Origin of the sequence: Flavobacterium sp. ZB4R12 (assembly GCF_048276375.1) — a bacterium.
GTDB lineage: Bacteria > Bacteroidota > Bacteroidia > Flavobacteriales > Flavobacteriaceae > Flavobacterium > Flavobacterium gawalongense.
This window is the reverse complement of the sequence record NZ_JBLNKS010000012.1, coordinates 85,182-109,052: the sequence shown is the minus strand read 5'-3', so window position 1 is coordinate 109,052 and position 23,871 is coordinate 85,182. Positions and strand designations below refer to the sequence as shown.

Below are 23,871 nucleotides of genomic sequence, written 5' to 3'. Positions count from 1 at the left end.
CATAAATCATTTACAGAATGGCATAAGCATTTTTAAAAATGATTACATTTGAATTTATTTTTTAATAAGACATCATGAAAAAATTACATATTGCATTATTAGGGATTTCCCTTTTGCTTTTAGCTAGCTGTAAAGACGAATCAGAAAAGCCTAAAGTAATCTACGATGCTTCGAATAAAGGGAGAGCAATTACGAAATCTGATTCGGCACAAGTCAAAATTGCCGATTTACCTATTCATATGGAGGGAACCAATTATTTGATTCATCCCGTAGGAGATTTAAGCATACGTGAAAAAGGGATAAAAACGAGATATGGATCTTCTAGTGTGAATGATTTAAGTTTTACGATATCTAATTATAGTGAATATGAAATCACAGGGTTTTTGCAGAATCTAAAGTTTCAAAGAATGAATTCTGATTCCATAAGAGTATTGACAGACAAACCTGTTTTGATCCAAACTGCGACTTATTTAAAATCAGTCGCCGATAAAACCCAAAATCAAGTCATGGTGTACACGATGGTCGATATGGATACCAATAAAGATGGGAAGCTAGATACAAGTGATATTAAAGCTTTATATCTTAGCGAAATAAGTGGAGATAAACTTACTAAAATATCTGCCAGTTATCAGGAGTTAATTGATTGGAAATTGATAGAATCTAAAAATCGTTTGTATTTTAGAACCGTTGAAGATACCAATAAAAATGGAAAATTTGACAAAATGGATGTGGTGCATTATAGCTATATCGATTTGTCAAACAAGGAATGGAAATTAATTAGTTACGAGCCGGTTTAAGATTTTAAATCGGTATTTAGTTATGCAGGACCAAATCCAAAATTGCAGTTTTGTCGCACTGAGCGTTGCCAAAGTATTAAATTAAAATATCACTTTCTAAATCGGATTTTTCAATACAAAAATCAAAACCAAGTTGTTTCACTAATTGTATGACAAGGTTTTTATACCAGTTTTCTGATTTTGGATGAATGTAAATTTTTTCGATTAATTCGTTGATATCTACATTAATTTTAAGCCCATCGTTGATTTTGATGCTATTATCGGCAACATCAGAGATGATTCGTACCTCACGTTCGTATTGAAAACTTTTCCTTTTGAATAAAAAAGGAAAAAACATATCGTCAAACGGGATATACTCTTTTTTGTAGTCAATATAATTTACTTCCCCAATGTATTGATTGAAATTCGTTTCAGGCTGAAGCGCATTTTGTAATCTGCCAATCGTGGATTGAATAGCTAAACCTTCACTGTTTTGAGTGAAAATTTGCCACATCGCAAAGGATTCGTATTCGTTAATATGCCAACTGCTAATGGCTACTTTTTCCCGATGTGTTTTGTAGTAATTAAGAAATTCAGGATTGTCGATTGATAATTTTTTTATTTCTTCAAATGTGGGTTCGCTAAAAGTGCCTTCATATTGATCTTCAAATTTATCAGATCGCGACATAAATAGTTTTTGCGACAGTAACAAATCCAGAAACTTTGATAAATCGAGGTATTTCCAAACAATGGTGTTTGAATCTTCGGGAAGTTTTATATTTGAATTGTTGAGGTACATTTTTTAGATTTAAAAATTAAAATAATTTAACATTTTCCTAATGACCTTAAATCAAAACTCAGCAACCTTAAGTCATTATTCAAATGATTGCATCGTAACCAATTTATTATAGGTGCCATCCATAGCAATTAGTCCCTCATGTTTGCCCTGTTCTACAATTTTTCCTTTTTTCATTACCACAATTAAATCGGCTTTTTGAATAGTGGATAAACGGTGCGCAATTACAATAGAAGTCCTGTTTTGCATCATGTTTTCTAAGGCCACTTGCACAAATTTTTCACTTTCAGTATCCAATGCTGAGGTGGCTTCATCCAAAATCATAATCGGAGGGTTTTTCAAAACGGCACGTGCAATAGACAATCGTTGTTTTTGACCACCGGAAAGTTTGTTTCCGCTGTCGCCAATATTAGTGTGAATTCCCAGAGGTAAATCTTTTACAAATTCATACGCATTGGCAATTTTCAGGGCTTCAATTATTTCTTCATCAGTAGCATCTAATTTGCCTAAAGAAATATTTGCTTTGATAGTGTCATTAAATAAAATACTGTCTTGAGTTACCAATCCCATTAAATCACGAAGAGAATGGATATTCATGTCTTTGATGTCAATTCCATCGATACAAATTGTTCCCTCATTAACATCATAAAAACGGGTAAGCAAATTGGCAATTGTACTTTTTCCACTCCCGGATTGTCCAACAAGAGCTACTGTTTGCCCTTTTTTTACTTCAAGTGAAAAGTCTTTTAGCACAGGTTCATCTTCGTATTTAAAGTTGATGTTTTTGATTGTTATATTAGAATCAAAAGTGTTTTTGTCAACCGCATTTTCTTTTGAAGTGATTTCGTTTTCGACTTCTAAAACTTCAAAAACCCGTTCTGCAGCGGCTAACCCATTTTTTACGGAATACGAAGCTTTAGAAATAGCTTTGGCTGGAGTAAGAATATTGAAAGCCAAGGTGAGATAAACGATAAAAGCAGAGCCATCCAGCGTTTTTTCCACTAACACTAAATTCCCGCCATAAAAAAGTAAGACAGCAATTGTTGTGATTCCCAGAAATTCGCTTAATGGTGTGGCTAAATTGTTTTTATTTCCTATACTGTTTGATAAATTCAATAATCGGGTTACAGAATCGTTAAATCTGCTTTTGAAATTTGTTTCTGCATTGTAACTTTTTATAACTTTTAAACCTCCCAAACTTTCATCTACAATAGAAATAAGGAATCCGCTTTCTTTTTGTGCCTGCAATGATTTTGCTCTCAAATTTTTAGCGATTTTTGAAATGATTAATCCTGATATCGGTATGAAAATCAAAACAAATAAAGTCAGTTTTGTGCTTATAAAAAACATTGTAACTAATGCGAAAATAATAGTTAAGGGTTCTTTTACGACAAGTTCTAATATAGAAAAAAAGGAGTTTTGGACTTCATTGACATCGCCAAGCATTCGAGCCATAATATCTCCTTTTCTTTTTTCTGAATAATAGGAAATGGGCAATTCTATTATTTTATTATACATTGATTTTCTCAAATCTCTTAATACCCCATTTTTTAAGTGCATGATGTGATGCGAAGCGAGATAATTAAATAAATTTTTGAATAAGAATGTTGTAATAACCATTAAAACAACAAATAACAGCGCAACTTGAATACTATTTTCTTTTGTTAATTCTGAAATTTTATAGTACATAAAATCGGAACCAAACTGCTTTATATCTCCTATTCCCGTATATACAGGTTCTTTTTCTATTATTTTGGTTTTACCAAAAAGTACTTCAAGCACAGGCAGAAGTGTCAGCATAGAAATGGTGCTAAACAAGGCATACAAAATGTTGTACACTACGTTCCAAATAATATGAGACTTATAAGGTTTTGTATAAGGAATTAGTTTTAATAAGCTTTTGTCCATTAGTTCAATTGCATTGCAATAATAATATTTTTTATTTTTTCATTCAAAACAGCCTCCACTTTCGTGAAATTCTCAACAGAATCCAATTCAGTATTCACACTGATGTAGAATTTTATTTTTGGCTCCGTACCGCTTGGTCGTGCACATATTTTAGAACCGTCTTCGGTGTAATAAATCAATACATCCGCTTTTGGCATATTCATAATCTCTTCTTCGCCAGTAAGTAAGTTTTTAGCAACGGATGATTTATAATCTTCCATCATAATTACTCTTTGGCCGTTAATTTCTTTCAAAGGATTCTCACGCAAAGTCACCATCATCTGATTGATTTCGGCTAAACCTTCCATTCCTTTTTTAGTGATAGAAATCAAATGTTCTTTATAAAAACCGTGTTCTACATATAGTTTAAGAAGCTCTTTGTATACCGTACTGCCTTTGGCTTTTGCCTGAGCCGCCACTTCGCAAATTAATAAAGTAGCTGCTACGGCATCTTTATCACGAACCGCATCGCCTACCATGTATCCAAAACTTTCTTCACCACCACCAATGAATTTTAGCTCTGGGAAATCTTTAATCATTTTGGCAATCCATTTAAAACCGGTCAAACCTACTTTACATTCAACGCCATAAGCTGTGGCTAATTCCATAATCATGGGTGTAGAGACGATAGTCGAACCAACGAATTGTTTACCATTAATTTTTCCTGCTTTTTTCCATTCTTCCAATAAAAAGGCAGTCATCAAAATCATCGTCTGATTTCCGTTCAACAAAGTCATTTGCCCTTCATTGTTACGAACAGCAATTCCTAAACGGTCACAATCTGGATCAGTACCAATAACGATATCCGAATTTGTTTTATCAGCCAATGCTAATGCCATTGCCAATGCTTCCGGTTCTTCAGGATTTGGAGATTTTACGGTTGGGAAATCACCGTTTGGAACAGCTTGTTCCGGAACAATATTTACATTAGTATACCCGGCTTGTGATAACGTATCTGGAACTAGTGTTATAGAAGTTCCGTGTAACGAAGTAAAAACAATATTTAAATTTTCTTTGGCTGCAGCCGGAGTATTGAAACTGGCATTTTCAACTGATGATTTAATAAAAGCCTGATCGACTTCGGTATCAATATACTGTATCAAATCCTCATTTGCAGTAAACTTGATTTGATTGTAATTCAAATTTTCAATCACATTGATGATTCCCTCATCTTCCGGTGGAACAATTTGTCCGCCATCTTCCCAGTACACTTTATAGCCATTATATTCTGGCGGATTGTGAGAAGCTGTAAGAACAATTCCACATTGGCAACCTAAATATTTAAGTGCAAATGACAATTCTGGTGTTGGTCTCAAACTCGAAAATAAATACACTTGAATACCATTTGCAGAGAAAACATCCGCAACCACTTTGGCCAGTATATCACTATTATGACGGCAATCATAAGCGATAACCGCTTTCAAGGGTTGATTTGGAAATGCGGTATGCAAATAATCCGAAAGTCCTTGAGTACTTTTCCCAAGGGTGTATTTATTGATACGATTGTTTCCTACGCCCATCACACCGCGCATTCCGCCCGTTCCAAATTCCAGATTTTTATAAAAACTTTCTTCCAGATCTTTAGGCGATGTAGTCATCAATTCTTTAATAGCTTCTTGCGTTGCTGTATCAAATGTTGGGGTAAGCCATTCATTTACCGCATCCAAAATGTTTTGTTTGATATCCATTTTTGTGTGTTTTTTAGTTTCTAAATTCTTAGTTTAAATTTTTTATATAGTTACTTCGGCGAATCAATTTTAATTTTTTTTAGGAGCTATTTACTTCGTCAGTTCGCTACGCTCGTGTCCTGCTATTCGCTGTATCTTTTTCTTTTTTTAAAGAAAAAAAGAAAAAGGATGCCGCTATTATCAGGGCTAGTTCGTGTCCTTACGAGAAATAGTTTACATAAATTTCAATAATTCTCTCGATATGCAATTTGCAAAATCAATCAATATGATTCACATTAAATTTTGGGTTTTTTTATTTAGAGTGAAAATTATAAAAAATTAACCTCACTCGAAACTTTATAGCGCTCTTCATTGTTTTTTGTGCGCAAAATGATTTCGCCAAGAAACCCAGCCAAAAATAATTGCGTTCCCAATACCATTGTGGTAAGCGCGATATAAAACCAAGGATTGTTAGTTACCAGACTATAGCGCATGTCATTATACATGTGGTATAGTTTTGAAATACCAATATATCCAGCAAGCATAAAACCAATAATAAACATTAACGATCCCATCGCACCGAATAAATGCATTGGTCTTTTTCCGAATCGGGAAAGAAACCAAATGGTAATCAAATCGAGAAAACCATTGATGAAACGTTCCATTCCAAATTTGGTTTCGCCATATTTTCTCGCTTGATGCTGTACTACTTTTTCGCCAATTTTTCCAAAACCGGCATTTTTTGCCAAAACCGGAATGTAACGGTGCATTTCACCCGAAACTTCAATGTTTTTTACCACAACATTTTTATAGGCTTTCAATCCACAATTAAAATCATTCAACTCAACTCCCGATGTTTTTCTGGCAGCCCAATTGAATAATTTAGAAGGTAAATTTTTAGCAACCACAGAATCGTAGCGTTTCTTTTTCCAACCGGAAACTAAATCATATTTGCCATTGATAATCATATCATACAATCCCGGAATTTCTTCGGGACTATCTTGTAAGTCGGCATCCATGGTGATTATCACATCGCCTAGGGCTTTGGCAAAACCAGCGTGTAATGCCTGTGATTTTCCAAAGTTTTTCATGAAACGAACTCCTTTTACATGAGGATTTTCATGAGCAAATTGTTCGATAATATTCCAGGAATCATCCGTGCTTCCGTCATCCAGAAAAATGATTTCATACGAGTAATTATTGGATTGCATCACTTTAATAATCCAAGTGTAAAGTTCCTTAAGTGATTCCTCTTCGTTGAGAAGCGGTATGAGTATAGATAAATTCATTACTGTTATTCTTGTGATGGAGATTTGCTTTTAAAAAATGCAGCCATGATCAATCCTAATATGGCGCAAAAAAAGATGTTGAAAACAGACCCTTTTAGTTGTTCAACAATGGAATAAGGATCAGTTTCTTTTAGTTTTAAAACAGTTTCATTTAAAGAGGATGCTGTCACTCCAAATTTTTCAGAAGTGCTAATCAAATATTTTATTGTTAAATCGAGTAGCATAGCTTTTACTGATGGATCGATCAAGTTGAATAAAATAATTTTAAAAGCGACAGAAATAATCACTCCGATTACTGCGGTAATAAAATAGGTAGTGAAAGCTTCTTTAAAAGGAAAAACGCCATTTAACTCTTTTTTTGTTTTAGAAAGCGATACAATTGGCACAATGATAAAAACAGAAAAGCTTAAAAGGGTAGTCCACCAAGCGATGAATAATTTTATGTCTAACGCATACATTAAAGCAGTGATTAATGATAATACTACTCCCGTGATTATCCCGAATGTAATTCCGTTTCTTTTTATAATTTCATTAACCATTAGTAGCTGTTTGTTTATTAATCCACAAAGATAGCAATTCCCGATATATTCGAAGATAAAAAACACTTTTTACGATTATATAAAAAAAGTGAAACAAAGATTTGATTATTGGAAAAAAATTGTAAATTTGCAAACTCAAAATAATAATGTAAAACAAAAAGTTATAATGAGTTTATACCTTTTCTGTTAGAAGAAAAGCTTCAAAACAAGTTATAATTAACAAATAAAAAAGATTAACAAGATGAAAAAAGGAATTCACCCAGAAAATTACAGATTAGTTGCATTTAAAGACATGTCAAACGATGAGGTTTTTATCACTAAATCTACTGCAGATACAAGAGAAACATTAACAGTTGATGGTGTTGAATATCCAGTTGTTAAAATGGAGATCTCTAGAACTTCTCACCCTTTTTACACAGGTAAATCTAAACTTATCGATACTGCAGGACGTATTGATAAATTCAAAACTAAATACGCTAAACACGCTAAATAATTTTAACTTGTTTCTAAATACATTGAGGCCTTCCTTTCGGGAGGCTTTTTTTATGCCTATCCGTAACTAATACTAAAGAAAAATTTAGCCACAAATTTCACGAATTTGTCACGGATTTTTATCCTTAAAAGAAAAATCAAACACTAATTTGTGAAATTTGTGGAAATTCGGGGCTAAAAAATAACTTTAGTCCGCTAAGCGGACAGTCATATTTTATTTTTATCTATTTGAAAACTTTGTAACTTTGGTGTCAATATTATTAAAAGAGTAGGTTGGTAAAATTAATTTTCGAATCAACAAATAACCGAATCAACAAATAAACAATTTTTATGAATTACATACTTTTTGACGGTCCATCACGAAATGCATTATTACCTTTTACTTTTACGCGACCAGTTGCTGATATTCTTATTGGGATAATGACCATTCGCCAAAAATGGGAAATGCGTTTGGGTTCCACTACTACCACATTGACAGAAGAGTATTTGTCGGAGAAATTTCCAATGGTAGAATTAGAAGAAAATGTAATGATAAATGCGTCCTTTCTGCCTAACGATGTTTTGGTCGAAATGGTCAGTAATTTGGAGTCGAATCAGGCGATTTTTAAAGGAGATGAAGTAATTGCTTTTCATACCAACGAAAATCAGGAAGAAGTAGATTTTGATACGTATGAAATTATAGAATATCAAGACGATTGTTTAACGGTAGAACATACTTGGGATATTTTTTCCAAAAATGATGCAGCAATACGAGAGGATTTTGAATTCATAACCGAAGATAGAAAATCACAACCCATTCCAAAAAGTGTCAATGTCATCGCACCTGAAAATATATTCATTGAAGAGGGAGCTAAGTTAGAGTTTGTTACCTTAAACGCATCTACAGGACCTATATATATAGGGAAAGATGCTGAGATTATGGAAGGTTCCGTAATCAGAGGTTCTTTTGCCTTGTGCGAAAATGCGGTGGTAAAAATGGCGACCAAAGTGTATGGAGCAACAACTGTTGGTCCGTATTCCAGAATTGGAGGCGAAGTTAATAATTCGGTATTGTTTGGTTATTCGAATAAAGGTCATGACGGATTTTTAGGAAATTCTGTTCTTGGCGAATGGTGCAATATTGGTGCCGACAGTAATAATTCGAACTTAAAAAATAATTACGAAGAAGTAAAATTGTGGAGTTATGAAACCGAAGGTTTTGCAAAAACTGGACTTCAGTTTTGTGGATTGATGATGGGAGACCACAGTAAATGCGGAATTAATACCATGTTTAATACAGGAACGGTAGTGGGAGTAAGCGCTAATATTTTTGGAAGTGGGTTTCCACGCAATTTTGTACCTAGTTTTTCTTGGGGTGGCGCTTCCGGTTTTACAACTTACATAACCAAAAAAGCTTTTGAAACTGCTCGATTAGTAATGAGCCGCAGAAACGTGGAATTCGACGAAAGAGAAGCAGCCATTTTAGAACATGTTTTTGAGGAAACTAAAAAATGGAGGAAAGAATAATTTTTTTGTCAATTCCGACAAAGGAGGAATCTCTTTTTCGTTGAAGAAAATTCGAGTTTGAAAATAATTTTATAGGATAATATGGCTAATACAAAAAGCCTCAATTAGAGGCTTTTTTAGTCTGTTTTTTATTGGCATTTATAAATAAGAGAACCATTTTTATCAGGTCAATTAGTTTATTAATTAAAAGCCACTGACATTTAAACGACCATTGGTAACGCATTTGCCATCTAATGAACTGGTATAAATAGCGTTGCCTAATATAGCGGCTTTAATTTCGATTGCCTTTGCTGTAGAGTGAGTTGATGCATATAAAGCACAAGCTCCAGTTACATGCGGTGTTGCCATAGAGGTGCCACTGTAAGAACCATAACCATTACCAGTAGAATTAGGTAAAGTGGAATAAATAGCTGAACCCGGAGCGCCGATATCCACCGTGGTTGCTCCATAATTTGACCATGAAGATTTTGCACCAGTTGAAGTTATCGAAGCAACAGCAATAATATTTGCGTTGTCATAGGATGCTGGATAAGATTTACGTTTATCAATATTTTTAGAAGAGTTACCCGCAGCTGCGATGAAAAGGATTCCGGCATCGTTAGCTCTTCCTATGGCTTCATATAATCCCTCAGAAAAGCCACCGCCACCCCAAGAGTTATTCGTTGCCACAATATTAATGCCTTTATTTTTCAAACTAGTAAAGTAGTCAACCGCCTTAATGGCGTTTGCAGTTGTGCCACCACTGGTGCCCAAAAATTTGGCGTTCAATATTTTTACTGACCAACATACACCAGCCACACCTTTTCCGTTTCCACCAACAGCACCAATCGTGCCTGCCACGTGGGTTCCGTGGTCATCATCCACACCATCAAAAACGGAATTGTTGTTTCCAGCGAAATCCCAGCCATATACATCGTCAACATATCCGTTGCGGTCATCGTCTTCTCCATTACCGGCAACTTCTCCAGGATTAGTGCCTGCATTGGCTGCTAAATCTTCATGGGTGTACATATAACCTTCATCTATTATTCCAATATATACAGTGTTTGACCCAGTATTGCCTTTCTTCCATGCTTCTCCCGCTTGGCTGCCGTATTGGTTAGATGGTGTCGTACCCTCTCCGTACATGCCCCACAGCGATCCGTTGGTATAATACGTATCATTGGAAGTGGCAAAATGCTGGTAAATCCAGTTGGGTTCTGCATACTCAATTTCAGGTAAATCCTTTAGGAGTGCAATGGCTTCCATAGTGCCTAATTTTGAAGTGACTAGCATAAGATCTCCTCTGTTGGTGCTTTTGCTGGTGGTTTTCATGGCATTTGTGGTGATTATTTCAACGACATTACCCTTAATCAGAGACAAAGCACTCGATTTTGTTCTGTTGCTGGATTTGTCCCCGTCTTTAAATTTAATGAGTATTTCATCAGGTACAAATTTAAGTTGAACTGTCTTTTGTACAGGTTCTTGCGTGTCGTTGAAGTCATCTTCACAGGATAGTGTCAGTGTCAATACTATTGCCACCGCAATCGTTAAAAGGCGATTTAGTTTCATAATATAACTTTTTAAGGATTAAAAGGACAAAAGATTAGGGGACATTAAATATACAAAATATTTAACGATTTTAAAGACGTTTTGCAGTTTTAAATAGCCTGATAAGCGCCTAAATTTGTTAAATTTTCCAAATTCCACAGGCAGAATAAAATAGCAAAAAAACGGTTGTTTGTCAATTTTTAGATTTAATGAAATTGATCATGTCTCATTATTTCATTTTCCAAATTGCCTAATTCTCTAATTAACCTATCTTTGCACTTTTAAAAAAAGCGGTTGTCTAAAAATCTAACAATCGAAAAATCTAATTATCTACAAATAATGATTACAGTTAACGATATTTCAGTGCAATTTGGTGGCACGACACTTTTTAGTGATGTTTCTTTTGCCATAAATGAAAATGATAAAATTGCCTTGATGGGTAAAAATGGAGCAGGAAAATCGACGCTTCTTAAAATTATTGCAGGCCAAAGCAAGCCTTCAACCGGTACTATTTCGGCACCAAAAGATGCAATTGTGGCATATTTGCCTCAGCATTTATTGACTACGGATGGTGCAACGGTGATGGAAGAAACTTCTAAAGCTTTTGGTGAGATTTTTAAAATGAAAGCGGAGATTGATGAAATCAATGAGCAATTGACGATTCGCACTGATTATGAAAGCGATGCGTATATGAACTTAATAGAAAGAGTTTCTGACCTGAGTGAGAAATTTTATGCTATTGAAGAAGTAAATTACGAAGCCGAAGTAGAGAAAATTCTAATCGGTTTAGGTTTTGTTCGCGAAGATTTCAGTCGTCAGACTTCGGAGTTTTCAGGAGGATGGAGAATGCGAATAGAACTAGCCAAAATCCTTTTGCAAAAACCAGATTTAATTTTACTGGATGAGCCTACCAACCACATGGATATTGAAAGTATTCAATGGTTAGAGGATTTCTTGATTAATTCAGCCAAAGCAGTTGTGGTGATTTCTCACGATAAAGCCTTTGTAGATGCGATTACTAATCGTACGATCGAGGTAACTATGGGAAGAATCTACGATTATAAAGCCAAGTATTCTCATTATTTAGAGTTGAGAAAAGACCGTCGCATGCACCAGCAAAAAGCATACGACGAGCAACAACGCATGATTGCTGATAATATGGTATTTATTGAACGATTTAAAGGGACTTTTTCTAAAACGCTATCTGTGCAATCGCGTGTAAAAATGCTTGAAAAAATTGTGCCTGTTCAAATTGATGAAATTGATACTTCAGCATTGAAATTAAAATTTCCACCAGCAGCTCGTTCGGGACAATACCCTGTGATTGTAAAGGATTTATCAAAATCCTACGGGGATCATATTGTTTTTAAAGAGGCTAATATTGTAATTGAAAGAGGTCAAAAAGTAGCTTTCGTTGGTAAAAATGGGGAAGGTAAATCAACGATGATCAAAGCCATTATGAAAGAAATTGGGATTGATGGTGGAAATCTCGAAATTGGTCACAATGCACAAATTGGTTATTTTGCCCAAAATCAAGCGGCTTTATTAGATGAGAATGCCACTATTTTTGAAACTATTGATGGCATTGCTGTTGGTGATGTTAGAACTCAAATAAAAAATATTTTAGGGGCTTTTATGTTTCATGGTGATGATGTAACCAAGAAAGTAAAAGTACTTTCAGGTGGAGAGAAAACCCGTTTGGCAATGATTAAATTATTATTGGAGCCGGTGAATTTGTTGATTCTTGATGAGCCTTCGAATCACTTGGACATGAAAACCAAAGACATTATCAAAGATGCCTTGCGTGAATTTGACGGAACTTTGATTTTAGTTTCTCACGATAGGGATTTCTTGGACGGATTGGCGACTAAAGTTTTTGAATTTGGAAACAAAAGAGTAGTGGAACATTTTGAAGATATTGCTGGTTTCTTGGCACACAAAAAAATGGACAGTATGAGAGAGATAGAGAAATAGTCTTCAGATAACAATAGCATTTAAAGAATAAAAATTAGGTATACGTATGACGTATGCCTTTTTTTATTCTGCATGGTATGGTTTTCTTCAATTTAAATTTAGAAAAGGGTTATTCATTTTAGGGAATAATCTTGTTTTATTTTAAATCTTGTTTTAAATATAATAGTTAAAGTGTTTGTAATCAGATTTTTAATTTAATTTTTTCGTACCTTGTATAAAAATTTGGTATCAATGTATAAAATTTAAAATCATGAAAAAATTAATTTTATCCTTTGTGTTCTTAACGACTTGTTTGTTGAGTTTTCCTGTGTTTTCTCAAATAGAAAACGAACCTGTAGCTTTAGGTTTGCCGGGTGATAACCTAAATCTGTATGCTGTATTGGACGTTTTTCAAAAATCAAAAACATTAGAGGAATTTGAAAGAGCGATTAATAGCAAAGATAGAAATATCAATAATCTGGATTTGAATAATGATAATTTTATAGATTACATTCGAGTAATTAGTTATAGAGATGGTGTTTCTTATTCCATTGTGCTTCGTGTGGCGATAAATAGATTAGAAGATCAGGATGTTGCTGTTATAGAAGTCAATAAAAACCGATTTGGAAAGGTTGTTATTCAAATTATAGGAGACGAAGAATTGTATGGTAATGATTATATTGTGGAACCTTCCGCAGGAGATACTTTAACTCCAAATCCTGGTTATTTGGGCTATGAGAGGATGTATACAGGTAATTATTGGAATGGTGTTTTGTATGTTAATGATTGGCCAATAATAATCAATTTATTTTCACCGTCATTTGTAATTTACATATCTCCATGGCGTTGGGATTATTATCCGTCTTATTGGCGTCCGTGGTCGCCCATTTATTATTATAATTATTGGGGATATCATCGCCATTATTATAGAAATTATTACTATCGTAGAGTGGGATATGTAAGATATCCGCTTGCTTATTCCTATTATTATTCCAGAAGGACCAGTTCTCCGATAGTTAGAAGAAACAGGGTAAATGATACGTATAGAGGAACCTATCAAGGAAGGAATTTTAGAAGACCAGAAGGAACGGTTCTTCCAAGAACACGTCAGGCAATTCCCCGAACACGTTCGGGAAATCCTCCGGCTACTCGTCAAGAATTTCCAGAGACCCGCACAAGAACTCGCCAGGCATTACCGGAAACTCGTTCAGTACGGCCTAATGAACCAACAAGACGCCAACCTATAGAAGGAGCCCGTCAAAGAACTCCTTCGACAACTCGTTCAGTTCAGCCTAATGCACCAATGAATCGTCAGTCTGCACCCAGAACGAATAATCCAAGTCGTACTAGAGACAGAAATTAATTTGAGCTATGAAATATAGTTTTGATTTTAAAACAAAAAAACGAGGCAGCGTCAATAACACTGCCTCGTTTTTTTTTATAGTCTGATTCCGGGAGGAAGTAACTCTTTGTAAATAGGATTTTTTTTGAAAAATACGACTATTTTAGGAAGGATAGGGACAACTTTAAATTTTCGTTCAATCGCAATTTCCATGATATTTTTGAGGAAATTAGAAATGAATTCCTCGTCACTGAATGATTCAGGAACATTTATCTTTGTTAAAAATATTTTTTTCTCCTGAAACGAATATTCAACAGAAATTAATCCTTCTTTCACTTCAGTTTCAAATTGTCTAGCAAAAGTATTGTCTTTGATTTCCATAGTGATTGCTGTCTCCATAATAATTTAACTGTTATTCATTGGTACTTCTACCAAAAGTATTTTTGATTTGGTCATAGTCTTGATTTCAAATTGATCGAAATCCGTTATTCCCATGGCATCTCTTGCCTTCAAAATTTGATTGTTAATTTCTATTTCGCCTTCAATCAAAAATAAATAAACTCCGTTTTGAGGAATGTTAACTTCGTATGTCGTAGTGGTGTTGCTATCAAAAATACCTAAATAAAAAAAGGTTCTCTGGTAAACCCAAAGCGCATTTCCGTCATTACTGTCTTTTGGCGAAACAATATTTACAAAGGTATTGATTTGATTCTCAATATCAAATGATTTCTGTGCGTATCTTGGTGTAACTCCTTCTTTGTCAGGGAATACCCATAACTGTAATGTTTTTGCCTCGTCTTTCTGACTGGCATTCATTTCAGAATGTTCCACTCCGGTTCCGGCACTCATTACTTGCACTGCTCCAAAACGAATTACGCCTTCATTTCCCATACTATCCTTATGCTTTAATCCGCCTTCAAGTGGAATGGTGATGATTTCCATGTTGGCGTGCGGGTGAGTGCGAAAGCCTGTCCCTCCTGCAATGGTATCGTCATTTAAAACACGTAACATTCCAAATTGCAGACGTTCCGGATTGTACTAATTTCCAAACGAAAAGGAGAAATTGGCGTTAAGCCAACCAAAATCTGCTTTGCCTCTTGTGTTCGATTCAAATTGTTGTGTAGTCATAAATTATTGATAATATAGAGTGGTAATTCTGGGAGTTTCCGATAAAAAAATTATTTTTATACAAAATTCGCTATAAAAAGCGGAATGTTGTTGTAAAATCATTAAAACAATTATGAGTAAAATCCCTGTTTATCTAATGCCAGGATTAGCGGCAAGTACTGCAATTTTTGAACGGATTGCACTGCCGTCAGCTACTTTTGAAACCCATTTATTAGAGTGGGAGATTCCGCTGGATAATGAATCTTTAATGGATTATGCGAAGCGAATTGCGGAGAAAATTAAACATAAGAATCCCGTTTTGATCGGGGTTTCCTTTGGTGGTATTTTGGTTCAGGAAATGGCAAAATATATAGATGCCCGGAAAGTAATTATCATTTCAAGTGTGAAAAGTAATTTGGAATTTCCCCGCAGATTAAAAATAGCTAAAACCACTAAAGCATACAAACTAATTCCGGTGAATCTGATTTTAAATATGGAAAGTCTGGCTAAATTTTCTTTTGGAGAAAAAGTAAATCAAAGACTAAAATTGTATGAAAAGTTTCTTTCCGTTCGGGATATTCGCTATTTGAATTGGGCAGTAGAGCAAGTTGTTCTTTGGGAAAGAACGGTTGTTGATGAAAACGTAATTCATATTCATGGAGATATGGATGATGTTTTTCCTATAAAAAACATTAAAAATTGTGTCGTTGTAAAAGGAGGGACGCACATTATGATTTTGAATAAATACAAGTGGTTGAATGAAAATTTACCTTCCATTATATTGGAGACAAAAAAGGAAGTAAACGTGTTTTTGTAAGGGAACGAAAGACTTAAAAAAAGAAAAATATGAAATTGATAAATAAGTTTACGCTACTCTTTACCGTAGTTTTTGCGAGTGGAATATTTATTTTTGCAGCTGCAAATCCCGACGAAGAAAAAGACTTAAAAAGAGAATCAGTGTCGATTTTTCCTGTAAAACTGGATTTTGCAGGCGAAGAAACGCCATTGAAAATATCGGATGTTAAAGAACGTTTGGACAGGGAATTATTAGTAAATGTAAATCTGCATGCGTCCACTATTTTGGCCATTAAAAGAGCGAATCGTGCTTTTCCTGTAATTGAACCTATTTTAAAAAAGAACGGTATTCCGGATGATTTTAAATATCTGGCGGTTATAGAAAGTGGATTGGTGAATGTGGTTTCGCCGGCAGGAGCCAGAGGAATTTGGCAATTCATGCCCGATACTGCAAAAGAGCGTGGAATGGAAGTCAATGAAAATGTGGATCAGCGTTATGATTTAGAAAAATCAACGGAAGCGGCTTGCAGTTATTTTTTGAGTGCCAAAGGGAAATTTGGAAGCTGGACCTTGGCGGCAGCCTCTTATAATGGAGGAATGACGGGTGTGAATAAGCAAATTGACATTCAAAAAGTGTCTAATTATTACGATTTGTTGCTGACGGAAGAAACGTCTCGCTATGTTTTCAGAATTTTAGCTTTGAAAGAAATTATGAAGAATCCGGTAAAATATGGGTTTTCCATTGCTGCTGAAGATTTATACGGAATCTTGCCGACCAAGAAAATTGAAATTGACAGTTCGATTACTGATTTGGCCGGTTTTGCAAAAAGTCAAGGGATTAACTATAAGATTTTGAAAATACACAATCCTTGGCTAAGGGAAACAAAATTAATAAATGATACCGGTAAAAAATACCAAATCGAAATTCCTTTGAAGGGATATTAACTGATTTTTTTGAACCATATAAGATATTTAAGAAAATATAAGTCACGTAAAAACTAAGATAAGCAAATGCTTAAATGAACTTATATTTCTTATATGGTTGATAAAAAAAATGTGGAGTAGCTTTGTTCTTCCAAAAATTAGGATATAAGCCAAAAAAAAAGGGTCAAATGATACACATTTGACCCTTTTTCAATAATTGTAATAAATTATATTTTCTTCATTTGTTCTTTCATCATTGTAATCTGATCTTTCAACATATTCTGTTTGTCTAATTTTTTAGCTTCATTCAATAGGGAAGTAGCTTCTAATTTTCGGCGACGGGTCATGGCAACTCCGGCTAAATTTAATTTGGCTACAGCCAAGTCCATATCCATTGATAATCCTAACTCAATCGCTTTCTTGAAATATTTCTCTGCTTGATTGATATTCGTTTGCGAAAGCATGATTCCGTGTAAGTAATTGAAATATCCTTGTTGTTTTCTTACTAAAGCAGTTTCTGGGTTTTTGATGTAAGCCAACCATTTTTTAGCCCCTTCAAAATCCTGTTTTCTTAGTTTTAAGAAGGCAAGTAAGATGAATTCGTTTTTGAAGTAAAGAAAAATAGGAATTGCACTCAATAAAATAAGGAATATTCCGTTACCGATATTTCCTTCTGTAAATTGCCAAATGCCAGTAGCTATAATAAGTCCGGCGATAATAAGTTTAATATTTCTGTGAAACATAGTGTGTTTATTTTAAGATCACAAATATAGTAAAATGAATTGAAAATATTTTTACAAAACTGCTTGTGAGAAAAAAAAGTCTTTGTATATTTGCACTCGGTTTTAGAATAACAGTTATTCAAAAATAGGAAGACATATAAATAAGATTTTAAAGATACAAAGCAATGAGCAAAAGAACGTTTCAACCATCGAAAAGAAAAAGAAGAAATAAGCACGGATTTATGGACAGAATGGCTTCTGCTAATGGAAGAAAAGTTCTTGCGCGTAGAAGAGCTAAAGGAAGACATAAATTGACTGTTTCTTGTGAACCAAGACACAAAAAATAATGTTTCTATAAACATCAATAAGGCGTTACTTTCTTTAGTATCGCCTTTTTTTATACCTTATCGTTAAAAATTGTTAAGTTTTAATGCTAAGGGGTTAAAGTTGAGTAACTTTGAACTTTGAAAAAAATAACTACACAACACAATAATACCATACAATGCCAAAAGATACATCCATAAAATCAGTTTTAATAATAGGTTCAGGCCCAATTGTTATTGGTCAAGCATGCGAATTTGATTATGCAGGATCACAATCTGCACGTTCTATTCGTGAAGAAGGAATTGAAGTGATTCTAATCAACTCGAATCCGGCCACTATTATGACCGACCCAACTATGGCCGATCACGTTTACTTGAAACCATTAACGACCAAATCAATTATTGAAATCCTTAAAGCACATCCTCAAATCGATGCCGTTTTGCCTACTATGGGTGGACAAACCGCTTTGAACTTGTGTCTGGAAGCCGATGAAAAAGGAATTTGGTCTGATTTTGGAGTAAAATTAATCGGGGTTGATGTCAATGCCATCAATATTACCGAAGACAGAGAGCAGTTCAAACAACTTCTTAAAAAAATTGGGGTGCCTTCTGCACCTGCAGAAATATGTACTTCATATCTTAGGGGAAAAGAAATTGCCCAGGAATTTGGTTTTCCGTTAGTAATCCGTCCTTCGTTTACACTTGGAGGAACCGGAGCTGCTATTGTCTATAAAAAAGAAGATTTTGATGAGCTTTTAACCAGAGGATTAGAAGCATCACCAATTCACGAAGTTTTAATTGATAAAGCTTTAATGGGTTGGAAAGAATACGAATTGGAACTTTTGAGAGATAAAAACGACAATGTTGTGATTATCTGTTCTATCGAAAATATGGATCCAATGGGAATTCATACCGGAGATTCCATTACTGTTGCACCAGCAATGACATTATCTGACACGACTTTCCAAAAAATGCGTGATATGGCAATCTTGATGATGCGCAGCATCGGAAACTTTGCCGGAGGCTGTAACGTGCAGTTTGCCGTTTCGCCTGACGATAAAGAAGATATCGTTGCGATTGAAATCAATCCTCGTGTATCTCGTTCATCTGCTTTGGCATCAAAAGCAACGGGGTATCCTATTGCAAAAATTGCTTCCAAACTGGCTTTGGGTTACAACTTAGATGAATTGCAAAATCAAATTACCAAATCAACTTCGGCTTTATTCGAACCAACTTTGGATTATGTGATTGTAAAAATACCTCGTTGGAACTTCGATAAATTCGAAGGAGCTGACAGAACGTTAGGACTTCAAATGAAATCCGTTGGTGAAGTGATGGGAATTGGACGTTCGTTCCAAGAAGCATTGCACAAAGCGACTCAATCATTGGAAATCAAAAGAAATGGTTTAGGTGCTGACGGAAAAGGATATAAAAACTACGAACAAATTATCGAGAAACTGACTTTTGCGAGTTGGGATCGTGTTTTTGTGATTTATGATGCTATCGCGATGGGAATTCCATTGAGCCGCATTCATGAAATCACTAAAATCGATATGTGGTTCTTGAAACAATACGAAGAACTTTATACGTTAGAAAAAGAAATTTCTAACTATAAAGTAGAATCTTTGCCAAGGGAATTGTTATTGGAAGCGAAACAAAAAGGTTTTGCCGACAGACAAATCGCGCACATGATGGGTTGTTTAGAAAGTCAAGTTCACAATTTACGTTCAGAAATGAACATCAATCGTGTATTTAAACTGGTTGATACTTGTGCTGCGGAATTCAAGGCAAAAACGCCTTACTATTACTCGACTTTTGAAGCTGAAATAGAAAAAGCAAACGGAGAACGTTACGTTGACAACGAAAGTATTGTTACGGATAAAAAGAAAATAATTGTTCTTGGGTCAGGCCCAAATAGAATTGGACAAGGAATCGAATTTGATTATTCTTGCGTTCACGGGGTGCTTGCCGCCAAAGAATGTGGTTATGAAACGATTATGATCAACTGTAATCCAGAAACGGTTTCGACTGATTTTGATACAGCCGATAAATTGTATTTCGAACCAGTTTTCTGGGAACATATTTACGATATTATTCAACATGAAAAACCAGAAGGTGTTATCGTACAATTAGGTGGACAAACTGCCTTGAAATTGGCTGAAAAACTGTCTAAATACGGAATAAAAATCTTGGGAACTAGTTTTGATGCTTTGGATTTAGCCGAAGACAGAGGGCGTTTCTCTGAACTTTTAACGGAATTAAAAATTCCTTTCCCTCAGTTTGGAATTGCAGAAACAGCGGACGAAGCTTCTGCTTTGGCTGATACTTTAGATTTTCCATTATTGATTCGTCCTTCTTATGTGTTGGGTGGTCAGGGAATGAAAATTGTAATCAACAAACAAGAATTAGAAGAGCACGTAATCAATTTGTTGAAAACGATTCCAGGAAATAAATTGCTTTTAGACCATTATTTGGATGGTGCAATTGAAGCCGAAGCCGATGCGATTTGCGATGGGGAGAATGTGTACATCATAGGAATTATGGAGCATATCGAACCTTGCGGAGTACACTCTGGAGACAGTAATGCCACTTTGCCACCGTTTAACTTAGGTGAATTTGTAATGCAACAGATAAAAGACCATACCAAGAATATCGCGTTGGCTTTGAGAACGGTAGGTTTAATCAACATTCAGTTTGCGATAAAAGATGATATCGTTTATATCATTGAAGCGAATCCTAGAGCGTCTCGTACGGTTCCATTTATTGCGAAAGCATACGGAGAGCCTTATGTGAACTATGCGACGAAAGTAATGTTAGGTCACAATAAAGTAACCGACTTTACTTTTAACCCGCAATTAAAAGGATTTGCCATCAAACAACCAGTTTTCTCTTTCAGCAAGTTCCATAATGTGAACAAAGCATTAGGACCAGAAATGAAATCAACAGGAGAAAGCATCTTGTTTATTGATGACTTGAAAGACGACCAATTCTACGAATTGTACTCCAGAAGAAAAATGTATTTGAGTAAATAAACTTGAATTTATTATAGTAAAAAGCCCCGTTTGGGGCTTTTTTTGTGGGATAGTTTCTGTTAGTGGCTCATTGTTGTGGGCGCAAAGTCAGAGACATTTGCGCAGCCTATCACGACGAATTTCGGAAACACTTTGCGGAGCAGGGGTAGTTACGGGGTCAAAGTCGGAGATATTTGCCCAGCGTAATCCGACTAACTCTTCGTAGAGCGGGGCTTCATTGTTCGTACTGTGCACGCAACGAAATCCTAGCTGTTGGCGGTTCGTGCTTTTTTGAAGTTGTTTATTCTTGTATTTTTAAAGTATCGCAAATCTTTTTCATCTGTTGCAAATGTCTCTGTGTATGATATAAAACAAAATGAAGTGCCTCTAACTTGGTTATTTCTCCAAGTGGAAGGCCTTCTAGTATATCATTTAGGTTGGCATTGTTTGTACTGTCTTTAAACTGTTCAAAAGATTTATTTATCTCATCAATAGAAGTCTGCTTTTTATATGGGCCATCTTCTGGTACAATAAAGTCAGGCGATTTTATTTTATTTGAGAAGTCAAGGAATACTTTCTTTAGGTGGAGTATTTTTTCGCCTGGATCTCTCTTGGCAGGTTTTGACTCCATACTCATAGCCTTTGCCATTTCGTTAGTTGATTTTGTAACATGTCGTATGAGCTGCCCTGCTGTCCAGCTATCTTTATAAGGAATGGAGTTAATCTTATTTTCATCAAGAAGAGATGTCAAACCTACCATTTCCGATAAGGTTTGATTAATTGCCGTAAATAATTCGTCTTTGGTAGATGTTTCTGTTATCATATAAATTATTATTTGATTGTTCAAGTAATTTAAGAGCTTCGCAAGCATGACCGCTAACTCCTGTATATATTCAAAACGTCAGTTCGAGTGTTTTTTGTGGAGTAAAACGGAACAAAAAATGTATCGAGAATTGTTTTTAATTCAAAATTTTCTTGTTCTCGATACGATCCGCCGCCGCGGATTACTCGAACTGACGAAAATTATAATTAAAAACTAATTACAGCCAATGGGTTGAAATTATTTCTTCTTCAGTTTCTCCTTGAAAAAATCAATGGTTCGTGTCCACGATAAAGTGGCAGCTTTTTCATCGTATCTGGGCGTGGTATTGTTATGAAAACCATGATTCACACCTTCATAGAAATAAGCGGTGTGTTCTACTTTGTTCTTTTTAAGGATGGCTTCAAAAGCGGGCCAACCCTCATTTACCCGGGTGTCTAAATTGGCATACTGCGCCATGATAGGTGTTTTTATTTTTTCGGCTTCCTCAGCAGTGGGTTGTCCGCCGTAATAAGGTACTGCAGCACACAAATCTGGGATTTTGACCGCCATCATATTGGCAATCCAACCGCCAAAACAAAATCCTACCACACCAATATGTCCATTACAATCTTTGTGTGATTTTAGGTATTGGTAGGCTGCAATGAAGTCTTCGAGCATTTCTTCACGGGTGCGTTTTTTTTGTAATTCCCTTCCTGCATCATCATTTCCGGGATAACCGCCCAAAGGGGATAAAGCGTCTGGTGCCAAAGTGATAAATCCTTCTATTGCGGCTCTTCGGCCTACATCTTCAATATACGGATTCAGTCCGCGGTTTTCATGTACGACAATAATTCCCGGTAATTTTTTTTTGGTGTCGGTCGGTTGGGATAAAAGTCCTTTAATTTTTCCTCCGCCTTTCGGAGAATCGTAGGTTATAAATTCTGATTTCAGCCTTGGATCTCCGGGCTTTATCAAAATAGAATCAATGTAATTAGGCGTCATAAAACTAAGAAGTGATGGAAGCGTAAGACTTCCTACCGCAAACAGCGATAACTTTTCAACAAATTGCCTTCTTTCTATTTTATTATGGGCATAGTCATCATATAAATCAAAAATCTCCTGACTGATATCTTCTTTGGTTAGCTTTTTCATGTTGTTTATTTGATACAACTAATTTAGGGAAAAAAGCGATTGTTTTAGCATCAGTAGTGATTGCATTGTTTTAATCCATGCTTTTGAACTAGAAAGATGTCATTATGGTCCGGTTTATAATTTATTGAGATTACTTTCTCTAAAAATAGATTCAAAGCAACCATAAAAAAACTCTTTGATTGGGAGTTGTTACCACTCGACTTTATTTATAGTATATACTAATCACTCCATTCTTAAAAATTCAAATAATTTATCATCTTGAATGACAGTTACTTTGCTGCAATGCGAAAGATGTGTAAAGGAATAAGGTCTTCTGGGATTGAATAAACCACTGCTGGCTAATCTGAATTTCCCAGTACATTCGGGAACGCCTTCTGAAGAAAATCGTGTTATGGTATAATCTTCATCATTTGGTTCCAACCAAAACCACCCTCCGGCGACTTCACCACCGAGCCATTGACTGTCAAGGGGAATATTTTCGGGTCTTGCTGGAGCCGGTAGCGTGCCTTTTACGTTTTCTTTGGTGTAGGGTGTATGAGAGTGATAATCCTGTTTTTCTGGATTATCAGTAGCACTATTTTCCGGGATGATAATTTTATCCGAAAGAAAGTTGACGTTGGTTATCGGCATGGGTTTGAAAGGCCATAAATAGCGCAGTTTAAAACGGTGTTTTAGCAGAGGCGCTCCCGCCAGAATTCCGTTTCTCACAAATCGGCAACAATTGATGCCGTTAATTACAAATGGGCCAAAAGGAATCACATCTTTACTTTGCAGAGCTTTAATCGTTGTCCGAGCCGACTCAATATTTACAGGACAATAGGAAGCGTATAAAGGGCCCATACCAAAACAGGTTTTGTTGTTCTGTACTTCACTCAAGAGTTCTCTAATATTTGTTATTTTATTATTGGAGAAGTTGGCCTTTGTGTGAATTTCAAGATTTGCATCCGTAGAAAAATCCCGTATCCGTCCATGCTGATAAGGGGCATGGTATCTTCCACAATCAAAATAAGAACAAGTGCCTGAGGTGCCATCCACCAATATTAATGAAGCATGTCCTACTTTATATTGGAAGTCTTTGTTGTGGCCCAACCATCGCATAGGCCCATCATACCAAGAACCTGGCTGTTTGCCAGTAAATTCAGGCCAGGCAATAGCGATTGCCATTCCGTTATGTTTAGTCATTTTAAAATGTTTTGGG

Annotated in this window: 21 protein-coding genes and 1 pseudogene; 9 read left to right on the top strand and 13 right to left on the bottom strand. The window is 35.4% G+C overall.

Going from position 1 to position 23,871, the window contains the following annotated elements:
* Positions 1-74: 74 nt before the first annotated feature.
* Positions 75-797 carry a hypothetical protein gene (locus ACNO7W_RS10420; protein WP_143387952.1) on the top strand — a complete coding sequence of 241 codons (723 nt, stop codon included), beginning with the start codon at positions 75-77 and terminating at the stop codon, positions 795-797.
* A gap of 76 nt (positions 798-873) precedes the next feature.
* Here the strand turns inward: ACNO7W_RS10420 and ACNO7W_RS10415 are convergent, their stop codons facing one another.
* From ACNO7W_RS10415 to ACNO7W_RS10395, 5 genes are all read right to left on the bottom strand, one after another.
* The gene (locus ACNO7W_RS10415) at positions 874-1,575 is read right to left on the bottom strand and encodes a hypothetical protein (protein ID WP_143387951.1); all 702 of its coding nucleotides are present in this window, start codon (positions 1,573-1,575) and stop codon (positions 874-876) included.
* 75 nt (positions 1,576-1,650) lie between these two features.
* On the bottom strand, positions 1,651-3,480 hold the full coding sequence (locus tag ACNO7W_RS10410) for an ABC transporter ATP-binding protein (protein ID WP_143387950.1): 1,830 nt from the start codon (positions 3,478-3,480) through the stop codon (positions 1,651-1,653).
* The gene (locus ACNO7W_RS10405; protein WP_417938081.1) at positions 3,480-5,207 is read right to left on the bottom strand and encodes a phospho-sugar mutase; all 1,728 of its coding nucleotides are present in this window, start codon (positions 5,205-5,207) and stop codon (positions 3,480-3,482) included. Before ACNO7W_RS10405 ends, ACNO7W_RS10410 begins: the two co-directional genes overlap by 1 nt.
* A gap of 308 nt (positions 5,208-5,515) precedes the next feature.
* Positions 5,516-6,475, bottom strand: a complete 960-nt coding sequence (locus tag ACNO7W_RS10400) for a glycosyltransferase family 2 protein (RefSeq protein ID WP_143387949.1) — start codon at positions 6,473-6,475, stop codon at positions 5,516-5,518.
* Positions 6,476-6,480: 5 nt separating this feature from the next.
* Positions 6,481-7,014, bottom strand: a complete 534-nt coding sequence (locus tag ACNO7W_RS10395) for a DUF4199 domain-containing protein (protein ID WP_143387948.1) — start codon at positions 7,012-7,014, stop codon at positions 6,481-6,483.
* 241 nt (positions 7,015-7,255) lie between these two features.
* On the opposite strand from ACNO7W_RS10395, the gene ACNO7W_RS10390 reads away from it, so the two are divergent.
* Positions 7,256-7,507: a type B 50S ribosomal protein L31 gene (locus tag ACNO7W_RS10390; protein WP_066077760.1), complete on the top strand. Its 252-nt coding sequence runs from the start codon at positions 7,256-7,258 to the stop codon at positions 7,505-7,507.
* 329 nt (positions 7,508-7,836) lie between these two features.
* Positions 7,837-9,012: a GlmU family protein gene (locus tag ACNO7W_RS10385; RefSeq protein ID WP_417938080.1), complete on the top strand. Its 1,176-nt coding sequence runs from the start codon at positions 7,837-7,839 to the stop codon at positions 9,010-9,012.
* A gap of 183 nt (positions 9,013-9,195) precedes the next feature.
* Here the strand turns inward: ACNO7W_RS10385 and ACNO7W_RS10380 are convergent, their stop codons facing one another.
* Both ACNO7W_RS10380 and ACNO7W_RS10375 read right to left on the bottom strand, forming a co-directional pair.
* Entirely contained in the window at positions 9,196-10,140 is a 945-nt protein-coding gene (locus tag ACNO7W_RS10380) for a S8 family peptidase (protein ID WP_417938094.1), read from the bottom strand.
* A 75-nt stretch (positions 10,141-10,215) separates the two neighbouring features.
* Positions 10,216-10,563: pseudogene (locus tag ACNO7W_RS10375) on the bottom strand (S8 family serine peptidase); the annotation flags it as partial.
* Between the two features lie 318 nt (positions 10,564-10,881).
* Here ACNO7W_RS10375 and ACNO7W_RS10370 point away from each other — a divergent pair.
* Both ACNO7W_RS10370 and ACNO7W_RS10365 read left to right on the top strand, forming a co-directional pair.
* Positions 10,882-12,516, top strand: a complete 1,635-nt coding sequence (locus tag ACNO7W_RS10370; RefSeq protein ID WP_417938079.1) for an ABC-F family ATP-binding cassette domain-containing protein — start codon at positions 10,882-10,884, stop codon at positions 12,514-12,516.
* Positions 12,517-12,766: 250 nt separating this feature from the next.
* A complete protein-coding gene (locus tag ACNO7W_RS10365) occupies positions 12,767-13,858 on the top strand; it encodes a hypothetical protein (protein ID WP_417938078.1) in 1,092 nt (363 codons plus the stop codon).
* 75 nt (positions 13,859-13,933) lie between these two features.
* Here the strand turns inward: ACNO7W_RS10365 and ACNO7W_RS10360 are convergent, their stop codons facing one another.
* The gene (locus ACNO7W_RS10360; protein ID WP_143387979.1) at positions 13,934-14,218 is read right to left on the bottom strand and encodes a GNAT family N-acetyltransferase; all 285 of its coding nucleotides are present in this window, start codon (positions 14,216-14,218) and stop codon (positions 13,934-13,936) included.
* A 24-nt stretch (positions 14,219-14,242) separates the two neighbouring features.
* A complete protein-coding gene (locus tag ACNO7W_RS10355; RefSeq protein WP_417938093.1) occupies positions 14,243-14,860 on the bottom strand; it encodes a pirin family protein in 618 nt (205 codons plus the stop codon).
* A gap of 217 nt (positions 14,861-15,077) precedes the next feature.
* On the opposite strand from ACNO7W_RS10355, the gene ACNO7W_RS10350 reads away from it, so the two are divergent.
* Together ACNO7W_RS10350 and ACNO7W_RS10345 are read left to right on the top strand one after the other, a co-directional pair.
* The gene (locus ACNO7W_RS10350) at positions 15,078-15,761 is read left to right on the top strand and encodes an alpha/beta hydrolase (protein ID WP_417938077.1); all 684 of its coding nucleotides are present in this window, start codon (positions 15,078-15,080) and stop codon (positions 15,759-15,761) included.
* 29 nt (positions 15,762-15,790) lie between these two features.
* A complete protein-coding gene (locus ACNO7W_RS10345) occupies positions 15,791-16,684 on the top strand; it encodes a lytic transglycosylase domain-containing protein (protein ID WP_417938076.1) in 894 nt (297 codons plus the stop codon).
* Between the two features lie 206 nt (positions 16,685-16,890).
* Here ACNO7W_RS10345 and ACNO7W_RS10340 read toward each other — a convergent pair whose 3' ends face one another.
* On the bottom strand, positions 16,891-17,406 hold the full coding sequence (locus tag ACNO7W_RS10340) for a DUF2892 domain-containing protein (RefSeq protein WP_416847158.1): 516 nt from the start codon (positions 17,404-17,406) through the stop codon (positions 16,891-16,893).
* 164 nt (positions 17,407-17,570) lie between these two features.
* On the opposite strand from ACNO7W_RS10340, the gene rpmH reads away from it, so the two are divergent.
* Positions 17,571-17,732: a 50S ribosomal protein L34 gene (gene rpmH, locus ACNO7W_RS10335; RefSeq protein ID WP_007136275.1), complete on the top strand. Its 162-nt coding sequence runs from the start codon at positions 17,571-17,573 to the stop codon at positions 17,730-17,732.
* Positions 17,733-17,887: 155 nt separating this feature from the next.
* Positions 17,888-20,740 carry a carbamoyl-phosphate synthase large subunit gene (gene carB, locus ACNO7W_RS10330; protein WP_417938075.1) on the top strand — a complete coding sequence of 951 codons (2,853 nt, stop codon included), beginning with the start codon at positions 17,888-17,890 and terminating at the stop codon, positions 20,738-20,740.
* A 280-nt stretch (positions 20,741-21,020) separates the two neighbouring features.
* Here carB and ACNO7W_RS10325 read toward each other — a convergent pair whose 3' ends face one another.
* From ACNO7W_RS10325 to ACNO7W_RS10315, 3 genes are all read right to left on the bottom strand, one after another.
* Positions 21,021-21,542 carry a DinB family protein gene (locus ACNO7W_RS10325; RefSeq protein ID WP_417938074.1) on the bottom strand — a complete coding sequence of 174 codons (522 nt, stop codon included), beginning with the start codon at positions 21,540-21,542 and terminating at the stop codon, positions 21,021-21,023.
* A gap of 237 nt (positions 21,543-21,779) precedes the next feature.
* Entirely contained in the window at positions 21,780-22,673 is an 894-nt protein-coding gene (locus tag ACNO7W_RS10320; RefSeq protein WP_417938073.1) for a dienelactone hydrolase family protein, read from the bottom strand.
* A gap of 222 nt (positions 22,674-22,895) precedes the next feature.
* Positions 22,896-23,855 (bottom strand): DUF6695 family protein, encoded by a 960-nt coding sequence (locus ACNO7W_RS10315; RefSeq protein ID WP_417938072.1) that lies wholly within the window; start codon positions 23,853-23,855, stop codon positions 22,896-22,898.
* Positions 23,856-23,871: the final 16 nt, after the last annotated feature.